The organism is Vibrio sp. F13, from assembly GCF_020806305.2.
Classification (GTDB): Bacteria; Pseudomonadota; Gammaproteobacteria; order Enterobacterales; family Vibrionaceae; genus Vibrio; species Vibrio crassostreae_C.
In genome coordinates, this window is the sequence record NZ_CP170175.1 from 2,569,538 (window position 1) to 2,586,828 (window position 17,291).

The 17,291-nt window shown below is 44.0% G+C and carries 19 protein-coding genes; 8 read left to right on the plus strand and 11 right to left on the minus strand.

Annotation, left to right across the window (positions count from 1 at the left end):
* The first annotated feature begins 314 nt into the window (after positions 1-314).
* Positions 315-1,193: a 4-hydroxy-tetrahydrodipicolinate synthase gene (gene dapA, locus LMH68_RS11950; RefSeq protein ID WP_017060704.1), complete on the plus strand. Its 879-nt coding sequence runs from the start codon at positions 315-317 to the stop codon at positions 1,191-1,193.
* A gap of 48 nt (positions 1,194-1,241) precedes the next feature.
* Positions 1,242-2,288: an outer membrane protein assembly factor BamC gene (gene bamC / locus LMH68_RS11955; RefSeq protein ID WP_017060703.1), complete on the plus strand. Its 1,047-nt coding sequence runs from the start codon at positions 1,242-1,244 to the stop codon at positions 2,286-2,288.
* A gap of 161 nt (positions 2,289-2,449) precedes the next feature.
* On the opposite strand, the gene LMH68_RS11960 is transcribed toward bamC, so the two are convergent.
* The 4 genes from LMH68_RS11960 to LMH68_RS11975 form a co-directional block, all read right to left on the minus strand.
* Positions 2,450-2,659, minus strand: a complete 210-nt coding sequence (locus LMH68_RS11960) for a DUF2897 family protein (RefSeq protein ID WP_017060702.1) — start codon at positions 2,657-2,659, stop codon at positions 2,450-2,452.
* 8 nt (positions 2,660-2,667) lie between these two features.
* Entirely contained in the window at positions 2,668-3,342 is a 675-nt protein-coding gene (locus tag LMH68_RS11965; protein WP_017063385.1) for a M15 family metallopeptidase, read from the minus strand.
* Between the two features lie 45 nt (positions 3,343-3,387).
* On the minus strand, positions 3,388-4,524 hold the full coding sequence (gene dapE, locus LMH68_RS11970) for a succinyl-diaminopimelate desuccinylase (protein ID WP_229647142.1): 1,137 nt from the start codon (positions 4,522-4,524) through the stop codon (positions 3,388-3,390).
* A 98-nt stretch (positions 4,525-4,622) separates the two neighbouring features.
* A complete protein-coding gene (locus LMH68_RS11975; RefSeq protein ID WP_017060699.1) occupies positions 4,623-4,970 on the minus strand; it encodes an ArsC family reductase in 348 nt (115 codons plus the stop codon).
* 205 nt (positions 4,971-5,175) lie between these two features.
* Here LMH68_RS11975 and LMH68_RS11980 point away from each other — a divergent pair, with 205 nt between their 5' ends.
* Entirely contained in the window at positions 5,176-5,463 is a 288-nt protein-coding gene (locus LMH68_RS11980) for a winged helix-turn-helix domain-containing protein (RefSeq protein ID WP_004734273.1), read from the plus strand.
* Positions 5,464-5,554: 91 nt separating this feature from the next.
* Here LMH68_RS11980 and LMH68_RS11985 read toward each other — a convergent pair whose 3' ends face one another.
* Together LMH68_RS11985 and LMH68_RS11990 are read right to left on the minus strand one after the other, a co-directional pair.
* Positions 5,555-5,887, minus strand: coding sequence for a DUF4156 domain-containing protein (locus tag LMH68_RS11985; RefSeq protein WP_065585044.1), 333 nt, complete (start codon positions 5,885-5,887; stop codon positions 5,555-5,557).
* A gap of 12 nt (positions 5,888-5,899) precedes the next feature.
* Positions 5,900-6,244, minus strand: coding sequence for a DUF2956 domain-containing protein (locus LMH68_RS11990; protein WP_229647141.1), 345 nt, complete (start codon positions 6,242-6,244; stop codon positions 5,900-5,902).
* Between the two features lie 109 nt (positions 6,245-6,353).
* On the opposite strand from LMH68_RS11990, the gene LMH68_RS11995 reads away from it, so the two are divergent.
* From LMH68_RS11995 to LMH68_RS12010, 4 genes are all read left to right on the plus strand, one after another.
* Complete coding sequence (locus tag LMH68_RS11995) at positions 6,354-6,815, plus strand: DUF2919 domain-containing protein (protein ID WP_017060696.1); 462 nt, start codon at positions 6,354-6,356, stop codon at positions 6,813-6,815.
* A 65-nt stretch (positions 6,816-6,880) separates the two neighbouring features.
* On the plus strand, positions 6,881-7,804 hold the full coding sequence (locus LMH68_RS12000; protein ID WP_229647140.1) for a Dyp-type peroxidase: 924 nt from the start codon (positions 6,881-6,883) through the stop codon (positions 7,802-7,804).
* A gap of 121 nt (positions 7,805-7,925) precedes the next feature.
* Positions 7,926-9,059: a flagellin gene (locus tag LMH68_RS12005; RefSeq protein WP_229647139.1), complete on the plus strand. Its 1,134-nt coding sequence runs from the start codon at positions 7,926-7,928 to the stop codon at positions 9,057-9,059.
* A gap of 297 nt (positions 9,060-9,356) precedes the next feature.
* Positions 9,357-10,490, plus strand: a complete 1,134-nt coding sequence (locus tag LMH68_RS12010) for a flagellin (protein ID WP_102300543.1) — start codon at positions 9,357-9,359, stop codon at positions 10,488-10,490.
* Between the two features lie 485 nt (positions 10,491-10,975).
* On the opposite strand, the gene crr is transcribed toward LMH68_RS12010, so the two are convergent.
* From crr to cysZ, 5 genes are all read right to left on the minus strand, one after another.
* Complete coding sequence (crr, locus tag LMH68_RS12015; RefSeq protein WP_004737851.1) at positions 10,976-11,485, minus strand: PTS glucose transporter subunit IIA; 510 nt, start codon at positions 11,483-11,485, stop codon at positions 10,976-10,978.
* A gap of 106 nt (positions 11,486-11,591) precedes the next feature.
* Positions 11,592-13,316 carry a phosphoenolpyruvate-protein phosphotransferase PtsI gene (gene ptsI, locus LMH68_RS12020; RefSeq protein ID WP_229647138.1) on the minus strand — a complete coding sequence of 575 codons (1,725 nt, stop codon included), beginning with the start codon at positions 13,314-13,316 and terminating at the stop codon, positions 11,592-11,594.
* Between the two features lie 136 nt (positions 13,317-13,452).
* Positions 13,453-13,710, minus strand: a complete 258-nt coding sequence (locus LMH68_RS12025) for an HPr family phosphocarrier protein (protein ID WP_004734263.1) — start codon at positions 13,708-13,710, stop codon at positions 13,453-13,455.
* Positions 13,711-14,012: 302 nt separating this feature from the next.
* Positions 14,013-14,981, minus strand: coding sequence for a cysteine synthase A (gene cysK, locus LMH68_RS12030; protein ID WP_017061934.1), 969 nt, complete (start codon positions 14,979-14,981; stop codon positions 14,013-14,015).
* Positions 14,982-15,218: 237 nt separating this feature from the next.
* Entirely contained in the window at positions 15,219-15,977 is a 759-nt protein-coding gene (cysZ, locus tag LMH68_RS12035; protein ID WP_029235129.1) for a sulfate transporter CysZ, read from the minus strand.
* Positions 15,978-16,206: 229 nt separating this feature from the next.
* Between cysZ and zipA the strand changes: the two genes are divergently transcribed.
* Positions 16,207-17,250 carry a cell division protein ZipA gene (gene zipA, locus LMH68_RS12040; protein ID WP_017061932.1) on the plus strand — a complete coding sequence of 348 codons (1,044 nt, stop codon included), beginning with the start codon at positions 16,207-16,209 and terminating at the stop codon, positions 17,248-17,250.
* Positions 17,251-17,291: the final 41 nt, after the last annotated feature.

Below are 17,291 nucleotides of genomic sequence, written 5' to 3' on the forward strand. Positions count from 1 at the left end.
TAAGCGTGCGTGCGGGGCTTTTTATGTGCGACCTTGCTTCGAACATGCAACCAATGATAAGAATATCGAGCGCGTTAAAAAATGAGATAGAGCGATGAGAGCACAGCTTACTTGTTACTGACATCCAGTGATGTGCTATCCGCTAGATTGAGTGCAGGTTACCCAAATTCTAGGTAGAACGCCGTTAGAATTCGTTTTACCTCAAACATACGACAATATTTAATGCAGATGTTGCCGGTAAGCCACTTTAATGTCTTGTGTTTATTGATTGGCTTACAGTAACATGCAAAAAGAATAAATTAAGGGAGATAGACATGTTTTCAGGAAGTATCGTTGCGCTAGTTACGCCATTTAATACAGATGGTGAAGTGGATTTCGACAGCCTTAAAAAGTTAGTTGAGCACCATATTGCTGCAGGTAGTGATGGTCTGGTTGCGGTTGGCACAACAGGTGAGTCTTCAACGCTCACTATTGAAGAGCATGTCAAAGTCGTCAACAAGATCGTTGAATTTGCTGATGGTCGTATTCCCGTTATCGCTGGTACAGGTGCAAATGCAACTCATGAATCTGTTCTATTCAGCCGTTTGTTGAATGGTTCTGGTATTGCTGGTTGCCTGAGCGTAACGCCTTACTACAACAAACCGACTCAAGAAGGTTTGTACCAACACTACAAAGCGATTGCTGAAGTCAGTGACGTTCCACAAATTCTATACAATGTTCCAGGTCGTACTGCGGTAGACTTGTTGCCAGAAACGGTTGCTCGTCTTGCTGAGATCGAAAACATCGTTGCACTGAAAGATGCGACGGGTGATCTCGACAGAATTGCAATTCACCGTGAACTTTGTGGCGAAGACTTTATCTTACTAAGTGGTGATGACTTAACAGGCCTAGAATTTGTTAAGCGTGGTGGCGATGGCGTGATCTCTGTAACGAACAATGTTGCAGCCGCTGATATGGCAACCATGTTCAAGCTAGCAAAAGAAGGTAAGTTTGAAGAAGCGGAAGCGATCAATGAGCGTTTGATGCCTCTACATAAGAATTTGTTCGTTGAGTCTAACCCTATTCCCGTAAAATGGGCGGTTCATAAAATGGGTCTGATTGCTGAAGGTGGCTTACGTCTACCGCTGACTGAACTGTCAGAGCCAGCTCAACCTGTTGTTGCTCAAGCAATGACTGAAGCGTGCATTTACTAAAACGTATGAAGTGATGCCGAAGCGAACCTTCGGCATTTAGGAGTATAAATGAAGTATTCTCACCAGCTAGTGATTGGGTCACTGGCTGTTTTCGTTCTTACAGCATGTTCTGGCAACCCGACTCAACGTCGCCAAGCCAAAGATGATTTCGAATACTTAGAAACACCTGAGTTTTCACAATGGCAATTGCCTGTAGATGCTCAGCCTCAGTTCTACCCAAATTTTGACATCCCAAGCGGTGAATTCAGTGGTGGTACTGGTCGTGAAGTGGATATTCGTCCACCGCAACAGGTTCTTGAACTGATCCCGGGTGCTCGTGCTGAGCGTCAAAACGGTGAAGTGACACTATGGCTTCTTCGCGCAGAAGAGGCAGACCGCGTGTGGCAAACGGCTGTAGATATGCTGGCTCAACGTGGTATTGGTATTCGTGAGCAATCAGAGAATGAGATTGAGACCGATTGGGTAACTTGGGTTTCTGAAGATGAAGACGTAGAGATTGGTAGTCGTTACTCTATCTCTCGCTTCCAAGCAAACAACCGTCATGGCTTCAAGATTAATCTGATTGATTGGCGTGAAGGTACTGAAGAGAAAACAGTAACGGCAACCAATAAAGAGCGTTACAACGCGTTCCTGACCAACCTAGTTATGGCTAAGTACGATGAAAACCTTCGTGCTGAAGCGGCGCTGAAAGCGCAAGAGTTGGTGAAGCGTATTCCAATTTCAATGGGTGCTGACCGTAGTGGTTTCCCTGTGATTATTGCTCGTACGCCATACAATGTATTCTGGCAGCGTCTGCCTAACTTGTTGCCTGAAATGGGCTTTGAGCTTGAAGAACGCAATCAATCTCAGGGTACGGTGAAGGCGAAGTACGCAGCACCAGATGATGAGTTCTGGGAAGAAATTGGCCTACAGCCTATCGACTTAGCGCCAGGCACTTACAACTTCCTATTTGGTGACCTTGGCAACCGTACGTCAATCAACGTAACGGATGCATCAGGTAAGCCAGTAGAAGAAGAGCTGCTTAAGTCTATGGTTCCGGTATTAGCGCATATTGCTGACCAAACCAAAGATGACAAAGAAGCGAAAGCTGAGTAGTCATTCAAGCCGTCACAAGCTGAGTTAAATCAGCCTTGTGATTAGCAAAAGCAAATAAAAAAGAGGACACACTGTGTCCTCTTTTTTATTGTATTCGTTGTCATCAGGCTACATTGGTCAATCAAAATTGGTCAATCAAGCTGATTAGCCAAAGCAAAAGGCTATGCGTCTTTATTGTCTTTGGATTCTTCTTTTTCAGCTTTCTCTTGGTTAAGTTTATCCGAGCGATTGAGCTTATCTAAATCTCGCTCAGTTTTACCACGCCCCGTCAGATCCATATTGGCTGTCTGTTTGAGCGCTGCGATGTTACCCACAACAACGCTAACTACGATGATGATGATAACCCAAGGGTTTGTAAGCCACTCCAACATAAGCGCTCCTAATGACTGATATTCGCTACGAAGCGTGCATAGATCTCGTCTAGCTGCTCCATAATAATCTCATACCCTAATACTGGCTTAGATTGGAGTTGCTTGCCAAGTAAAGTCGGAGATAACTGTGATAAACACGACTCCGATACTTTGCGATGGCTGATATGCCATGGTTCGATCGCCACACCACCCAAATCTTGGCTGTAAGGAAAGAAGAAACCAAATTGTGCAGCATGAACTGATAGCCATTGGTAAAACGATTGCTGGTGGCCAGTAAGGTATTCCCATGGTTCTAATTGCAGATGTATGCCTTCAGGTAAGTGGTTACGAGCAAAGACATCGAAGTCACAACCCCAATGATGACGACTCGCGCCGGGAAGCGCAGACCATCTCAGGATAGCCGATAGCTTTTGTTGTTCGGTCAGTTTTGAAGCATCAAGAGGTTGGCTTTCTGAATCTAATATCGGAGCTTCGCCAGAAAACTTACGGTTCCAAATCAGAGATTGCCTTTCATAGTCGCGAAAGCCACTGGCAATCTCCATTTTAAAACCAGCGAGCTGAGCAGCTTCAATCAAATTATTCAGGTCATTCTTAACCTCACTGTGGACCAAGAAGGTCTTGGTGCCGATCAGGCTAGGCTCTAGATGAGAATCTGATTGTCCGGTAAGCTGCTCTGGTGTCATAACGAGTCTCTCAATAATTGGATGCTATGAATCGCTGATGAAAGACTATTTAGCGAATAGGTTCACTAATGTTCTTTCGTACATGTCAGTTAGCTTTTCTAAATCGGCTACCTTCACGCATTCGTTAACCTTGTGAATCGTTGCATTCACAGGGCCTAGTTCAACCACTTGTCCGCCCATACGTGCAATAAAGCGACCATCAGATGTACCGCCAGTCGTTAGCAGTGCTGGTTTCACATCATTGACGTGACCCACTGCATCAACAATAGCATCAAGCAGTGAACCTGCGTCTGTTAAGAACGGGTCGCCATTGAATGTCCATCTTAGGTCGTATTCGAAATCATACTTGTCGAGTGTCGTTGTGATGCGCTCAACGATGATGTCGTTGCTTAACTCTGTACTAAAGCGTAGGTTAAACTGAACATTAAACTCACCAGGGATCACGTTTGAAGCACCAGTACCCGCACTCACATTTGGAATTTGGAAACTGGTTGGCGGGAAGTAATCATTACCTTTATCCCACTCAGTTGTTGTTAGCTCATTAATAGCAAGCAGAGAGCTGTGTACTGGGTTGTTTGCTAGGTGAGGGTAGGCAACATGACCTTGTGTGCCTTTAATCGTTAGGTCGCCAGTGATAGAGCCACGACGGCCGTTCTTCACGACATCACCCACGAACTCAGTGCTCGATGGTTCACCAACGATACACATATCGATGTTTTCACCGCGCGCCATTAATGCTTCAACAACACGTACAGTACCGTTGATGAAAGGACCTTCCTCATCTGAAGTGATCAGGAAACCAATTGAGCCTGTGTGGTCTGGGTGTTTGGCAATGAACTGCTCGACGGCAACAATCATTGAAGCCAGAGAGCCTTTCATATCAGCAGCGCCACGGCCATGTAGGAAACCGTCTACGATAGTCGGTTCGAATGGCTTAGTGTTCCACTGTTCGATTGGGCCTGCAGGTACCACATCAGTGTGACCAGCAAAAGCAAACAGAGGCGCTTCAGTACCACGACGAGCCCAGAAGTTGGTCGTATCTTCAAATACCATCACTTCGATTTCAAAACCGAGTGCTTTTAAGCGTTCAATCATCAGGTCTTGGCAGCCTGCATCTTCTGGTGTTACCGATTGACGGCTGATTAGGTCTTTTGCCAGAGCCAAAGTTGGGCTATCTGTCATCCTTGAATTCCTTGTTTAAATAAAACGTCTAGTCATTAATTTTTAGGCGCTGATTCACTGATCAACGTCCTGTTGTCTGTCTATGTAAATACAACGATCTAAGCAAAAATAGCCGCGTATTGGTCGGCTTTAAATCCGATGTGAAGCTTACCCTCAACTTTTAAGATTGGGCGCTTGATCATTGCAGGTTGTTCAACAAGCAAAGTCACCGCTTTTTCTTCTGTTAGGGTGTCTTTCTGTTCTTGAGAAAGTTGGCGATAAGTCGTACCACGTTTGTTTAGCACAAGCTCCCAACCTAGCTCAGAGCAGAAGCTTGTTACTAGCTCTTCTGTGATGCCTTGTTTGCGATAATCGTGAAATTCGAACTCGATACCTTCAGCTTCGAGCCATTTCTTTGCTTTTTTAATGGTGTCGCAATTTGGGATACCAAACATGGTGATAGTCATTATTCTTCCTTTGAGTGATTTTATTTCATTGTTATGAGTTGAATCCTATCAGGAAGCAGCAACTCAGACAAAATAGAGTGATGAATATTTCATAGAGTGAAAAAAAAGCGTAAGAAAATGTCACTATTGGAGACTTATTGATCAGCCTCAACATGTTGTCAGCGAAAAAAGAAATAATTGAGCTGCACATATATAGGAGGTGTCAATGGAGTTGAGTCCTGTTTTTGCAAGGCGGCTATATTTAGCATTGTTAGTGGAAAGCCTTGATAGGCCAAATGTGCCTAAACTCATCGAAAAAACGGGGTGGCCTCGTCGTACTATTCAAGATGTACTCAAGGCGTTACCGGGGATCGGTATCGAACTTATGTTTGTTCAAGATGGGCGACGTCATAATGATGGCTATTACCAGTTATCCGACTGGGGGCCATTTGACAGTCAATGGGTTATCCAGCGTAAAGGCGATATAGCAACAAGCCTTGGATTTAGTGCATAAGCCAGCGAAAGCTGGCTTTCTTTTTTTAGAATAGAAATAGTAGGGAGCATCTCGCTAATATGAGTTGTGAGCTACCCCATTACGTTTCTATTTACTTACACAGATAGGCAGTTCCCAGCATAGTCACGGATGTGGAAAAATCTTGGGGAAGTGTGAATATCACGGTATCTGCGCCTAGCTCAATCGTATTCGACTTGAGTTGATTCATGGCGCCTTGAATCAATGTGTCATTTGGGTAAAACAGGTAGTTGTACCAATGGCCTTCGCTGCCTGTGACTTCCCCTTTATACTGACATTTATCGATATTAATCACGCCATGGTAATCCATTTGCACGTTGGCAGCTTCGCTATGAGGCGTTGATGTCGGTGTCGTGCAACCGAGTAACACGCTACTCATAGCCAAAGCGATTAATTCCTTTTTCATACGCTTATCCTGTTATTTCATCAAATAAATCGCGAAGCCTATCCAGCTAGCGAACAATAATAACCACGGCAATTTACTGGCGTGATTTGATGTTGTTTCATTATCCAAGTCGACATTCTGTTCTTGGTCTTGGTTCGCTTGTAGAGTCTGCTTCTCTTTCTGTACGCGCTTTTTAGCTTTATCGGCTTGGCGGCTGCGTTCTTTTTGCTGTTTCTTGTACAGTGCGATGCCTTTCTCGATACCCTGAGCAATCAGTTTAGTTTGTTCTTTGGTTTGAGCTGGCTTTTGAGTCGCTTTGGCTATCTTCAGTGCTTCCTGTTGAGATTCAACAGAGGGCGTATTAGTTTTGTTTTTCATACTGAGTTCGACAATTAAAACGGATTGGCTACTAAGATAACGCAAAGCTAGTTAAGTATGAATGATTTGCGTTAAAGTGTTGGTTTGAAAATAAGTGAAAGTGAGATTTGTGCGGTACTCCATAGAACAATACGACAAGCACGGCTTTTTGAAAGCTCCAATCTTGCTCTGGCTAGGTTGGTTGTTTCTTGCGAAAGCCTTGGTCGTTTTCATTGTTGCAGGCGCAAGCCGAGAATCGGGAACCGATATTCTTGAGATAATCTACCCAGACCATCAGATGTTTTATGTCGGGATCGCGTTGAGTGTGCCTAGTTTGCTGCTGATGTGGTTATTTGGGCTAAGATCGCCAGATAGAAAGCGCCTTAACAAAGTCGTGTCATGGGGACGTTGGGTTACCATGATGGCTATCTTGGCACAGGGCTCCCATACGATTTATTTAATCTATTTGGATAACGGATGGTTCCGTTGGTCAAATGGCATCACCCTATTGTTGCTGCTGTGGTTAGCGCTTTATCTAACCAATAGCCATGCTGCAAGGGATTGCTTTAAAGTGGTTGAGCTCGAAGACTGATTCTCATCAAAACATTTGTCCCATTCACAATTATACTTAGAAGCTAAAACTGGAAGGAATAATCTATGCTTAATGTTTCAAATGAGCAGCCTAACGTTCAAAGTGCTATTTTGCCTGAAGCTGGGCCTTTCGCGCTTTACGTTCAACTTAAAGTGAACGCTAATACTGCTAATGTACTAGCAGAAATTCAAAAGCTTCCGACTCTAATCGACGAACTAAACCAAACTCAGCCTGATGCGAACTTAACGGCATCGGTTGCGTTCTCAAAAGCTTTTTGGGATAGGTTCGAGCAAGCAGCGCCCGCTGATTTGATCGACTTCCCTGTGCTGGGTGAAGGTGATATCACAGCACCGAGCACACTGTCTGACGTTCTGATTCACTGTCATTCAAACCGACATGATCTGCACTTCTTTATCTTGCGTAAATTGCTATCTGAAGTTGCAGCTGATGTTGAAGTGGTTGATGAAACTTATGGTTATCGCTTCCTAGACTCTCGTGACATGACAGACTTTGTTGATGGCACTGAAAACCCGAAAGACGCACAACGTGCTGAAGTCGCTATTGTGCCTGAGGGTGAATTCGCTGGTGGTAGTTATGTAATGGTGCAGCGTTTTGTGCATAACCTGCCAGCTTGGAATCGTTTGAATGTATCGGCACAAGAGAAAGTGATTGGCCGAACTAAACCTGATTCAATTGAGTTAGATGATGTTCCTGCGGCGTCTCACGTTGGCCGTGTGGATATCAAAGAAGAAGGCAAGGGGCTTAAGATTGTTCGCCACAGTCTACCTTACGGTAATGCTACGGGCGACCACGGCTTATTGTTCATTGCTTACTGTAACGTTCGTCATAACTTCGATGCGATGTTAGAGAGCATGTACGGTACAACAGATGGCAAAACAGACCAACTGCTTCGCTTTACCAAAGCAGTGACTGGCGCTTACTACTTTGCACCTTCAACTGACATGTTGAGTGTATTAACGATTAAGTAAATCACCTCATCTGCAGCAAAGAAAGGGAGCCTCAGGGCTCCTTTTTTATTAAAGCTTTATATGAACTGGTCGATATAAGAGCAATCGTGAGTTTTATTCATCTTTTTGTAAGCGAAGGTCTATGGCTATAACTGTTAATACAAATGTCTCAGCGCTGGTGGCCCAGAGAAACCTCTCTAATGCTAACAACATGCTGAACCAATCTTTGGCGCGCTTAGCTTCAGGGAGCCGTATTAATAGTGCAAAAGACGATGCGGCTGGCTTACAGATCTCAAATCGATTAGAAGCACAGATGAGTGGCATTGATGTTGCTGTTCGAAATGCTAACGACGGTATCTCCATTATGCAGACTGCAGAAGGGGCGATGAATGAAACCACTAATATCATGCAGCGCATGCGAGACTTATCCCTACAAGCGAGTAACGGCTCGAATAGTTCATCGGAACGAATCGCTATTCAAGAAGAAGTCACCGCGTTAAATGACGAGCTGAATCGAATTGCCGAAACCACTTCATTCGGTGGTAAAAAACTCCTTAACGGCAGTTTTGGGCACACCTCGTTTCAAATCGGTGGCAGCTCTGGTGAGGCGGTGCAGATAGGTTTGAAAAACATGCGCACCGATGATATCAACATGGGCGGCTTTAGCTATGTTGCCAATGGCATGGCAAATGACTCGTGGGAAGTTAAATCCAACCAGACAGATATGACGATGGCGTTTACCGATCGTTTTGGTCAGCCTCAAGAGATCAACATTAATGCCAAGGCGGGCGATGACATTGAAGAGCTAGCGACTTATATCAATGGTCAAACGGATCTGGTTTCGGCTTCCGTCAATGATGAAGGGCAGCTTCAGATCTATATGTCAGGCGAAGACACGGCAGGCACGATCTCTTTCTCAGGCTCGTTAGCCAGTGAGCTTTCGATGTCAGCGGGCTATTACGAGTCAGTTAATGACATCAATGTAACGGATGTGGGTGGTGCTCAGCGCGCCGTCTCTATTTTGGATACGGCGATGAAGTATGTCGATAGCCATCGCTCTGAATTAGGGGCAATGCAAAACCGCTTTGATCATGCCATTAACAATCTTGAAAACGTTCATGAGAATTTGGCGACATCAAACAGTCGAATCAAAGATACCGACTACGCCAAAGAAACCACTCAAATGCTCAAGCAACAAATACTGCAGCAAGTGAGCACAACGATACTCGCTCAAGCCAAGCAAGCGCCGAATCTAGCTTTAACGTTATTAGGTTAATGAATTACCTACAATCTTATAAAAGCATTTCAGCTTGGCCGGTGCTTTTTGGCGAATAAAAATACAATTTCTCACTCGACTGACTTCCCGGCAACTTTAGCGATTTTCTCATCTTTTTTCGATAATTTTACGACCAGTCACGCTTTCTTCTGTTTTACCGCTATTTCTTTAAATTTGTTGTTTTTTTCCTAAAGGTTTCGCCAATCACGCCGTTATTAAAAGTAACTTAGAGATAACTACTTGGTTTTCCGAGACGTCGGAAACCGCTATACCGGAAAATCAATTGGAGAAGTCACCATGGCAGTGAATGTAAATACAAACGTTTCAGCGATGACAGCGCAACGTTACCTAAACAATGCAAACAGCGCACAACAAACATCAATGGAGCGTCTAGCTTCTGGCTCAAAAATCAACAGCGCAAAAGATGACGCTGCGGGTCTACAAATCTCGAACCGTTTGAACGTTCAAAGTCGTGGCCTTGATGTTGCTGTACGTAACGCGAACGACGGTATCTCAATTGCACAAACTGCTGAAGGTGCAATGAACGAGACGACTAACATCCTGCAACGTATGCGTGATTTGTCTCTACAATCTTCAAACGGCTCAAACTCAAAATCTGAGCGTGTAGCGATTCAAGAAGAAGTAACAGCACTGAACGACGAACTGAACCGTATCGCGGAAACGACGTCTTTTGGTGGTAACAAGCTGCTTAACGGTACTCACGGTACTAAATCATTCCAAATCGGTGCGGATAACGGTGAAGCTGTAATGCTTCAACTGAAAGACATGCGCTCTGATAACGCTCAGATGGGTGGTAAGAGCTACCAAACTGAGAACGCGAAAGACAAAGACTGGAACGTTCAAGCGGGCTCTAACGACCTAAAACTGTCGTTCACTGACAACTTCGGCCAAGCACAAGAAATCGACATCAGCGCAAAAGCGGGTGATGACATCGAAGAGCTAGCGACTTACATCAACGGTCAACAAGATTCTGTTAAAGCGTCTGTTACTGAAGACGGCAAGCTACAAATGTTCACAGGCAACAACAAAGTGAGCGGCGATGTGTCTTTCTCTGGCGGTCTTGCGGGCGAGCTAGGTATTCAAGCAGCTAAAGACGTAACGGTTGATACTATCGACGTAACATCTGTTGGCGGCGCACAAGAGTCTGTAGCAGTAATCGATGCGGCCCTTAAGTATGTAGACAGTCACCGTGCTGAGCTAGGTGCTTTCCAAAACCGTTTCGACCACGCTATCAGCAACTTAGACAACATTAACGAGAACGTTAACGCATCTAAGAGCCGTATTAAAGATACCGACTTCGCGAAAGAAACGACTCAGATGACTAAGTCTCAGATCCTTTCTCAAGCTTCAAGCTCGATTCTTGCTCAAGCGAAGCAAGCACCGAACTCGGCACTTAGCCTACTAGGTTAATCGATTGAAAAGCCACGTTGACCAATAGTGTTGACGTTAGGCTTCCACAAATTAGCTCGTGGTGAGAGATGAGCGCTAAACAGACCCAGCTTCGGCTGGGTTTTTTATTGCCTGAAATTTGGAGAAGAGAGGGGAGTTGTGGTGTTGGTAGTTGATTGGAAAGCGAGATTCCCTATCACGTTCGTGCCTCACTGTAGGGAATGACGGGAGTTGGGTATTGGTGACTCTATAGCTAACTGTATAGAAGAGGTCGGTTTGAGTAACAATCACTCAGGCTTAAACCATAGTGTTTAATCGTCATCCCAGAATCGAACCGAGCGAGATGTCAGGGATCTCTGTTCGTGAGAGGCCCAAAGAAGAAGGGGATTTGTAGTTGTTAGGTATAAGGCCAAAGCGGCTGGTAATCTGGCATTAGAACTATATAGCAGGCACAAAAAACGCCACCCTTAGGTAGCGTTTTAATTAAAGCAGATAAGTAATCGAGATTACTTAGTTACTTTAAGAACTGGAGTTTCGCCAACAGTTACAGAACCAGAAAGCTTGTTCAGCTCTTTGATTTCGTCCATGTTAGAGATAACAACTGGAGTAAGCGTAGATTTTGCTTTCTCTTCTAGAAGCGCTAGGTCGAAAGTGATGATAGTGTCACCAGCTTTAACAGATTGACCTTCTTCAGCTACACGAGTGAAGCCTTCGCCTTTAAGTTCAACAGTATCGATACCGAAGTGAACGAAAAGCTCAACACCGTCGTCAGACTCGATAGAGAATGCGTGGTTAGTTTCGAAGATCTTACCGATAGTACCGTTAACTGGAGCTACCATTTTGTCGCCAGCTGGTTTGATCGCGATGCCGTCACCAACGATTTTTTCAGCGAAAACTACATCTGGCACATCTTCGATGTTTACGATTTCACCAGAAAGAGGTGCGATGATTTCGATTGCACCAGCATCAGCGCTGTCATCAGATACAAGCTTTTTCAGTTTGTCAAACAGACCCATTGTGTCATGCTCCTAACGTTTAGTTTTATTCTGTAGAATATACTATACCAATCTAACAAATTAGACGACTATTTTTAGCCGTCTAACGTTATTAAGCGATTGGCGATTACTGAGTTTTCTCAGCGATGAACTTTTCTACGCAAGCTTCAATTTCAGCAGCTGTTGGTAGAGATAGTGCTTCGTCAGCCATAGCTTTAACTTCAGCGAAGTTAGAGTTACGGATTACTTTCTTAACTTTAGGGATAGAGATACCGCTCATAGAGAACTCATCTAGACCCATACCAAGTAGAAGTAGCGTTGCACGCTCATCACCAGCAAGCTCACCACACATACCAGTCCACTTACCTTCAGCGTGTGATGCGTCGATCACTTGCTTGATTACTGTAAGAACAGCAGGAGACAGTGGGTTGTATAGGTGAGAAATCATTTCGTTACCACGGTCTACCGCAAGAGTGTATTGCGTTAGGTCGTTAGTACCGATAGAGAAGAAAGAAACTTCTTTCGCGAGGTGGTGTGCGATTGCAGCAGCAGCTGGAGTCTCAACCATTACGCCGATTTCGATTTCTTCATCGAAAGCTAGGCCTTCAGCGCGAAGTTCAACTTTGTACTCTTCGATTGCTTTTTTCAGTTCACGGATCTCTTCAACAGAAATGATCATTGGGAACATGATACGTAGTTTACCGTGTGCAGACGCACGTAGGATGCCACGTAGTTGGTCACGTAGGATTTCACGACGATCCAAGCTGATACGTACTGCACGCCAGCCTAGGAAAGGGTTCATCTCTTGTGGAAGGTCCATGTATGGTAGGTCTTTGTCGCCACCGATATCCATAGTACGGATAATCACTGACTCGCCTTCCATTGCTTCTGCTACTTCTTTGTAAGCAACGTATTGCTCTTCTTCAGTAGGAAGCGCGTCACGGTCCATAAATAGGAATTCAGTACGGTACAGACCAACGCCTTCACCGCCGTTACGCAGGATACCGTCACAGTCTTTTACTGTACCGATGTTGCCGCAAACTTCTACACGGTGACCGTCTAGAGTTTCAGCATGCAAATCTTTTAGTTTTGCTAGTTCAGCCGCTTCTGCTTCAAAATCTGCTTTGATTTTCTTAGCTTCTGCTAATTCAACTTCAGAAGGGTTGATGATGATTTTGTTGTTCATCGCGTCTAGCACAAGCATGTCGCCGTTCTTAACTTGCTTAGTGATATCGTTAGTACCAACGATAGCTGGAAGCTCAAGAGAACGTGCCATGATTGAAGTATGAGATGTACGACCGCCGATGTCACAAGCGAAACCAAGAACGTAGTCTAGGTTGATTTGTGCAGTTTCAGATGGCGTTAGGTCGTAAGCTACTAGGATAACTTCTTCACTGATGTCTGATAGAGACACAATGTTGATGCCTAGAGCATTTTTAACGAAACGAGTACCGATATCGCGGATATCAGTTGCACGTTCTTTTAGGTACTCATCATCAAGAGATTCAAGCGCACAAGCTTGCTCTTCGATCACAGTGTGGATCGCGTTGTCTGCGTGCATTTTTTCTTTCTTGATGAGTGCTAAAATCTCTTCTTCTAGCTCTTCATCTTCAAGCAGCATGATGTGGCCTTCAAAGATTGCTTCTTTTTCTTCGCCAAAAGTTTCAAGTGCTTTTTGCTTAACAACTTCAAGCTGTTGAGAAGATTTGTTACGAGCGTCAAAGAAACGCTGTACTTCTGCTTCAACTTGGTCGTCAGAGATAGATTGAGTGTTTAGGACAATTTCATCTTCTTGAAGTAGTAGTGCTTTACCGAAAGCAATACCAGGAGATGCTAGGATGCCTGAAATCATAGCCTTACCTTAGTTGTTCAACTGTAAACGGGAGAGTGTGTGACTTTAAGTCGTCGACTAATGTCGCGCTTATTCCTATCTATTTCGAACAAAGCCACTTTGCTATGCAAAATGGCTTTGAAAGAAGGAGACCGTATTAGTGTAGTTGATCCATAAGAGCAACTAGGTGGTCTACTGCTTGCTGAGCTTGAGGACCTTCAGCTGAAATAGTAACGTTAGTACCTTTTACTAGGCCTAAAGTTTGTAGTTTGAACAGGCTTTTCGCGCTAGCGCTTTTGCCGTTAGAAGTCACTGTGATGTCAGCGTCGAAAGATTTTGCTTCTTTAACGAACTGTGCAGCTGGACGAGTGTGAAGACCGTTTTCTGCTGTGATTTCTACTTGCTTCTCGTACATTTTATATACCCCAATTAATTTATTTTTTGTAAGTTTGTAACCAGATTAGCTTAACTGCTTTAGCCCAAATGCGCTAGAGGCTAGTACGCCATGTTCGTGTTAGAACTTAGACTGGTTATAAATTTTTATCCAGCCATGGTCGTCTTTTGCTGAGTACTCATGACTTTCAGAATTTGTTTATTGCTTCTTTTATTTTGAAGCGAAAAATAAAACAGACCCGATATTACCAAAGGTGGGGCAGGGATCAACAAAAAAGCCCCTAAACGGGGCTTTTTTGGACGAAAAATTGATTTGACCACATATTATTGTTGGTTCTCTTTTTCCGTAAAGATGCCAGCAAATAGGGCTGTGCTTAGGTAACGCTCACCAGAGCTTGGTAGTACAGTAACGATAGTTTTTCCTGCAAATTCAGGTAGTTCGGCGATTCTGTTTGCTGCTACAACTGCCGCGCCAGATGAGATGCCTGCAAGAATACCTTCTTCTTTCATTAGGCGTTGAGCCATCTCAATCGCTTCTTCAGAAGTTACCGATTCAACACGGTCAATAATCTCTAGATCTAGGTTTCCAGGGATGAAACCTGCACCGATACCTTGAATTTTGTGTGGAGCTGGTTTGATTTCTTCACCTGCAAGTGCCTGTGCAATCACTGGAGACTCTGCTGGTTCAACCGCTACTGAAGTGATCGCTTTGCCTTTTTCACCTTTAATGTAACGACTTGTACCTGTGATAGTACCGCCCGTACCAACACCCGCTACAAACACGTCGATTTCGCCGTCTGTTGCTTCCCAAATTTCAGGACCAGTCGTTTGCTCGTGAATTTGTGGGTTGGCTGGGTTGTTGAACTGTTGAAGTAGTAGGTACTTGTCTGGGTCTGAAGCAACAATCTCTTCTGCTTTAGCAATCGCACCGTTCATACCTTTTGGTGCTTCAGTCAGCACTAGGTTTGCGCCAAGCGCTTTAAGCAGCTTACGACGTTCTAGGCTCATTGATTCAGGCATAGTTAGCGTTAGTTTGTAACCGCGTGCTGCTGCTACGAATGCAAGTGCAACACCTGTGTTACCACTGGTAGGTTCAACAAGCTCGATACCTGGCTTAAGCGTACCCGCTTTTTCTGCTTCCCAGATCATGTTTGAACCGATACGACATTTAACACTGAAGCTTGGGTTACGAGCTTCGATCTTAGCTAGGACGTTACCTTTGCTTACTTTGTTAAGGCGGACTAGAGGTGTGTTACCAATCGTTAGGGTGTTGTCTTCGTAGATCTTGCTCATGCGATATTCCTTCATTTAATGACAGAACTAAACGTAGTATATCAATCACTTTACCGTCTAGTGTCTTACGATGTTTATTCAGCTTGAATTTAGATTAAACAAGTTGAAAAAAAGGTAAAAGGATTAAAAAGTTATATCATATAGATATGTAGCAGAATTCACGCCTATCTTTATTGAAATCAGAACTTCAAAAAGATAGGCGAAACTAGGAAGTATAGGCGGGGTAATAGACGAGAATTATAGACGAGAACGCAGAGCTTGGTCTTTAAACTCAGCAACCCACATTGCCGTCGCGCCGCAAACGGCAACGGGCATTACGATCAGGTTTAGAATTGGAATTGTGGTGAACACAGAAACAAGCGCGCCAAAGCTGTAGCTCTTGCCTTGTTTTTGTTTCAAATTGTTTCTCATGTCATCAAATTTGATTTTATGGTTATCGAACGGGTAGTCGGCGTATTGAATCGCTAACATCCATGCTGTGAAAATGAACCATAAAAACGGAGCAACGGTTTGCCCTAGTGCTGGAATTAACAAAAGTAGGAATAAACCGATCGCTTTTGGCAGAATGTAGACAAGCTTGCGCCATTCTCTCGCTAATATACGTGGGGTATCTTTGAGGACATCAAGTAAACCATCGTCATTAACTTTTTTACCGCTCAACAACTCTTCAACTTTTTCCGCGAGTAAACCGTTGAACGGTGCGGCAATGAAGTTAGCGAGCGTGCTAAAGAAATACGAGAATGTGGCCAAGACGGTTAACACAAGTAATGGCCATAAAATGTATGACAACCACGACAAGAAACTTGGCAATGCACCAATCCAACCTTCAATCCAAGTGTTTAGGTTGGAGAAGATATAAAACAAGGCACCACCAACGAGTAACACGTTCGCGATAAGTGGCATTAGTACAAACTTACGAATGCTCGGTGATAAAGCGATTTTTATTCCGAAAATAAAATAGCCAAAGCCGGAGCGGGGAACAGATTCAATAGTCATATTTAAATTAGGTCACATGTGAATTTGGTTAAATAGCAAACATGTCTAGTGTACTCGACCGAAATTAAGAAAAAAAGCGTGGTGAAAATCACACCATGTAAGGAACTAATTGTATTAAGTTGTTCTAAAACAGTGGCTACTTTTGATAGAGTAGTGAGATTAGCCAAATTAACCCAACTTAGTGACAGCGTGTTTATAGCTAGTTGACTAAGAAAGCTGAGAGCGAAAAATGCAGGAATTGCGATTTGTACTCATTATTGTTGGCGCATTAGCTATCGCCGCATTATTGTTCCATGGTCTATGGACGAGTAAAAAAGAAGGGAAAGCAAAGTTTGGAGATAAGCCGCTCGGTAAGCTTGATAACGACAGCTTAGATGAAGCAGAAACTATTCCAAACCGTTCATTCGCCCCAGAAGATGATTTTGAGATAATCCGAAAAGAACGTAAAGAGCCGGATTTTGCTGTTTCACCCTCTGATACTGATCCGCTGATCGACTCAGATCCGCTAACAGCGCCACAAGCGAAAGAAGCTTACGAAGATGATATCGAATTAAATGATCTTCCTTCTTTCAGCGTAGAAGACCCAATTAAGGTTGAAAGTGAACCTGAAGTGATTGAGGAAGAGAAGGACGTTGAGCCTGAAGTTCCAAGCTTTGAGTTGACTGACGAGCAAAAAGAAAACCATGCCGGCTTTAAAGTGCAGTACGGTTCGTTTGAAGAGCCTTCTGAAACAGTTGATGAGCCAGTCGTTCCAAACGAAACGCTTACTCAAAGAGAGCCCGTTGTTGCGAAAGAAGTCGTGACTCCGCAAAGTGCGACTGTTGAAGAAGCAAAACCAGATGAAGAACTTGGTTTAGAAGTGATCGTTCTTAATGTTCACTGTGCTGGAGAGATCCCATTCGTTGGGACTGAACTTTTCCGCAGCATGGAGAACAACGGTTTAACTTATGGTGAGATGTCTATTTACCACTGCTTTGCACAATCTACAGATGCACCAAAGGTTATTTTCAGCGTTGCAAACATGATGCAGCCAGGAACGCTAGAACATGATGATCCTGCTGACTTCACGACTAAAGGTATTTCGTTCTTTATGACGTTGCCTTGTTATGGTCAAGCTGATCAAAACTTCAATGTGATGCTGAGTGCGGCGCAGAAAATTGCTGACGATATGGGCGGAAACGTGTTGGATGAGTCACGCAACTTAATGACACCAAACCGTTTATCTGACTACCGCAAGCAAATCAGAGACTTTATGACGGCATCGAATGCCTAGCCGTATTGTTTAGCCTTGTAAATAATCTATATTTATAGAAA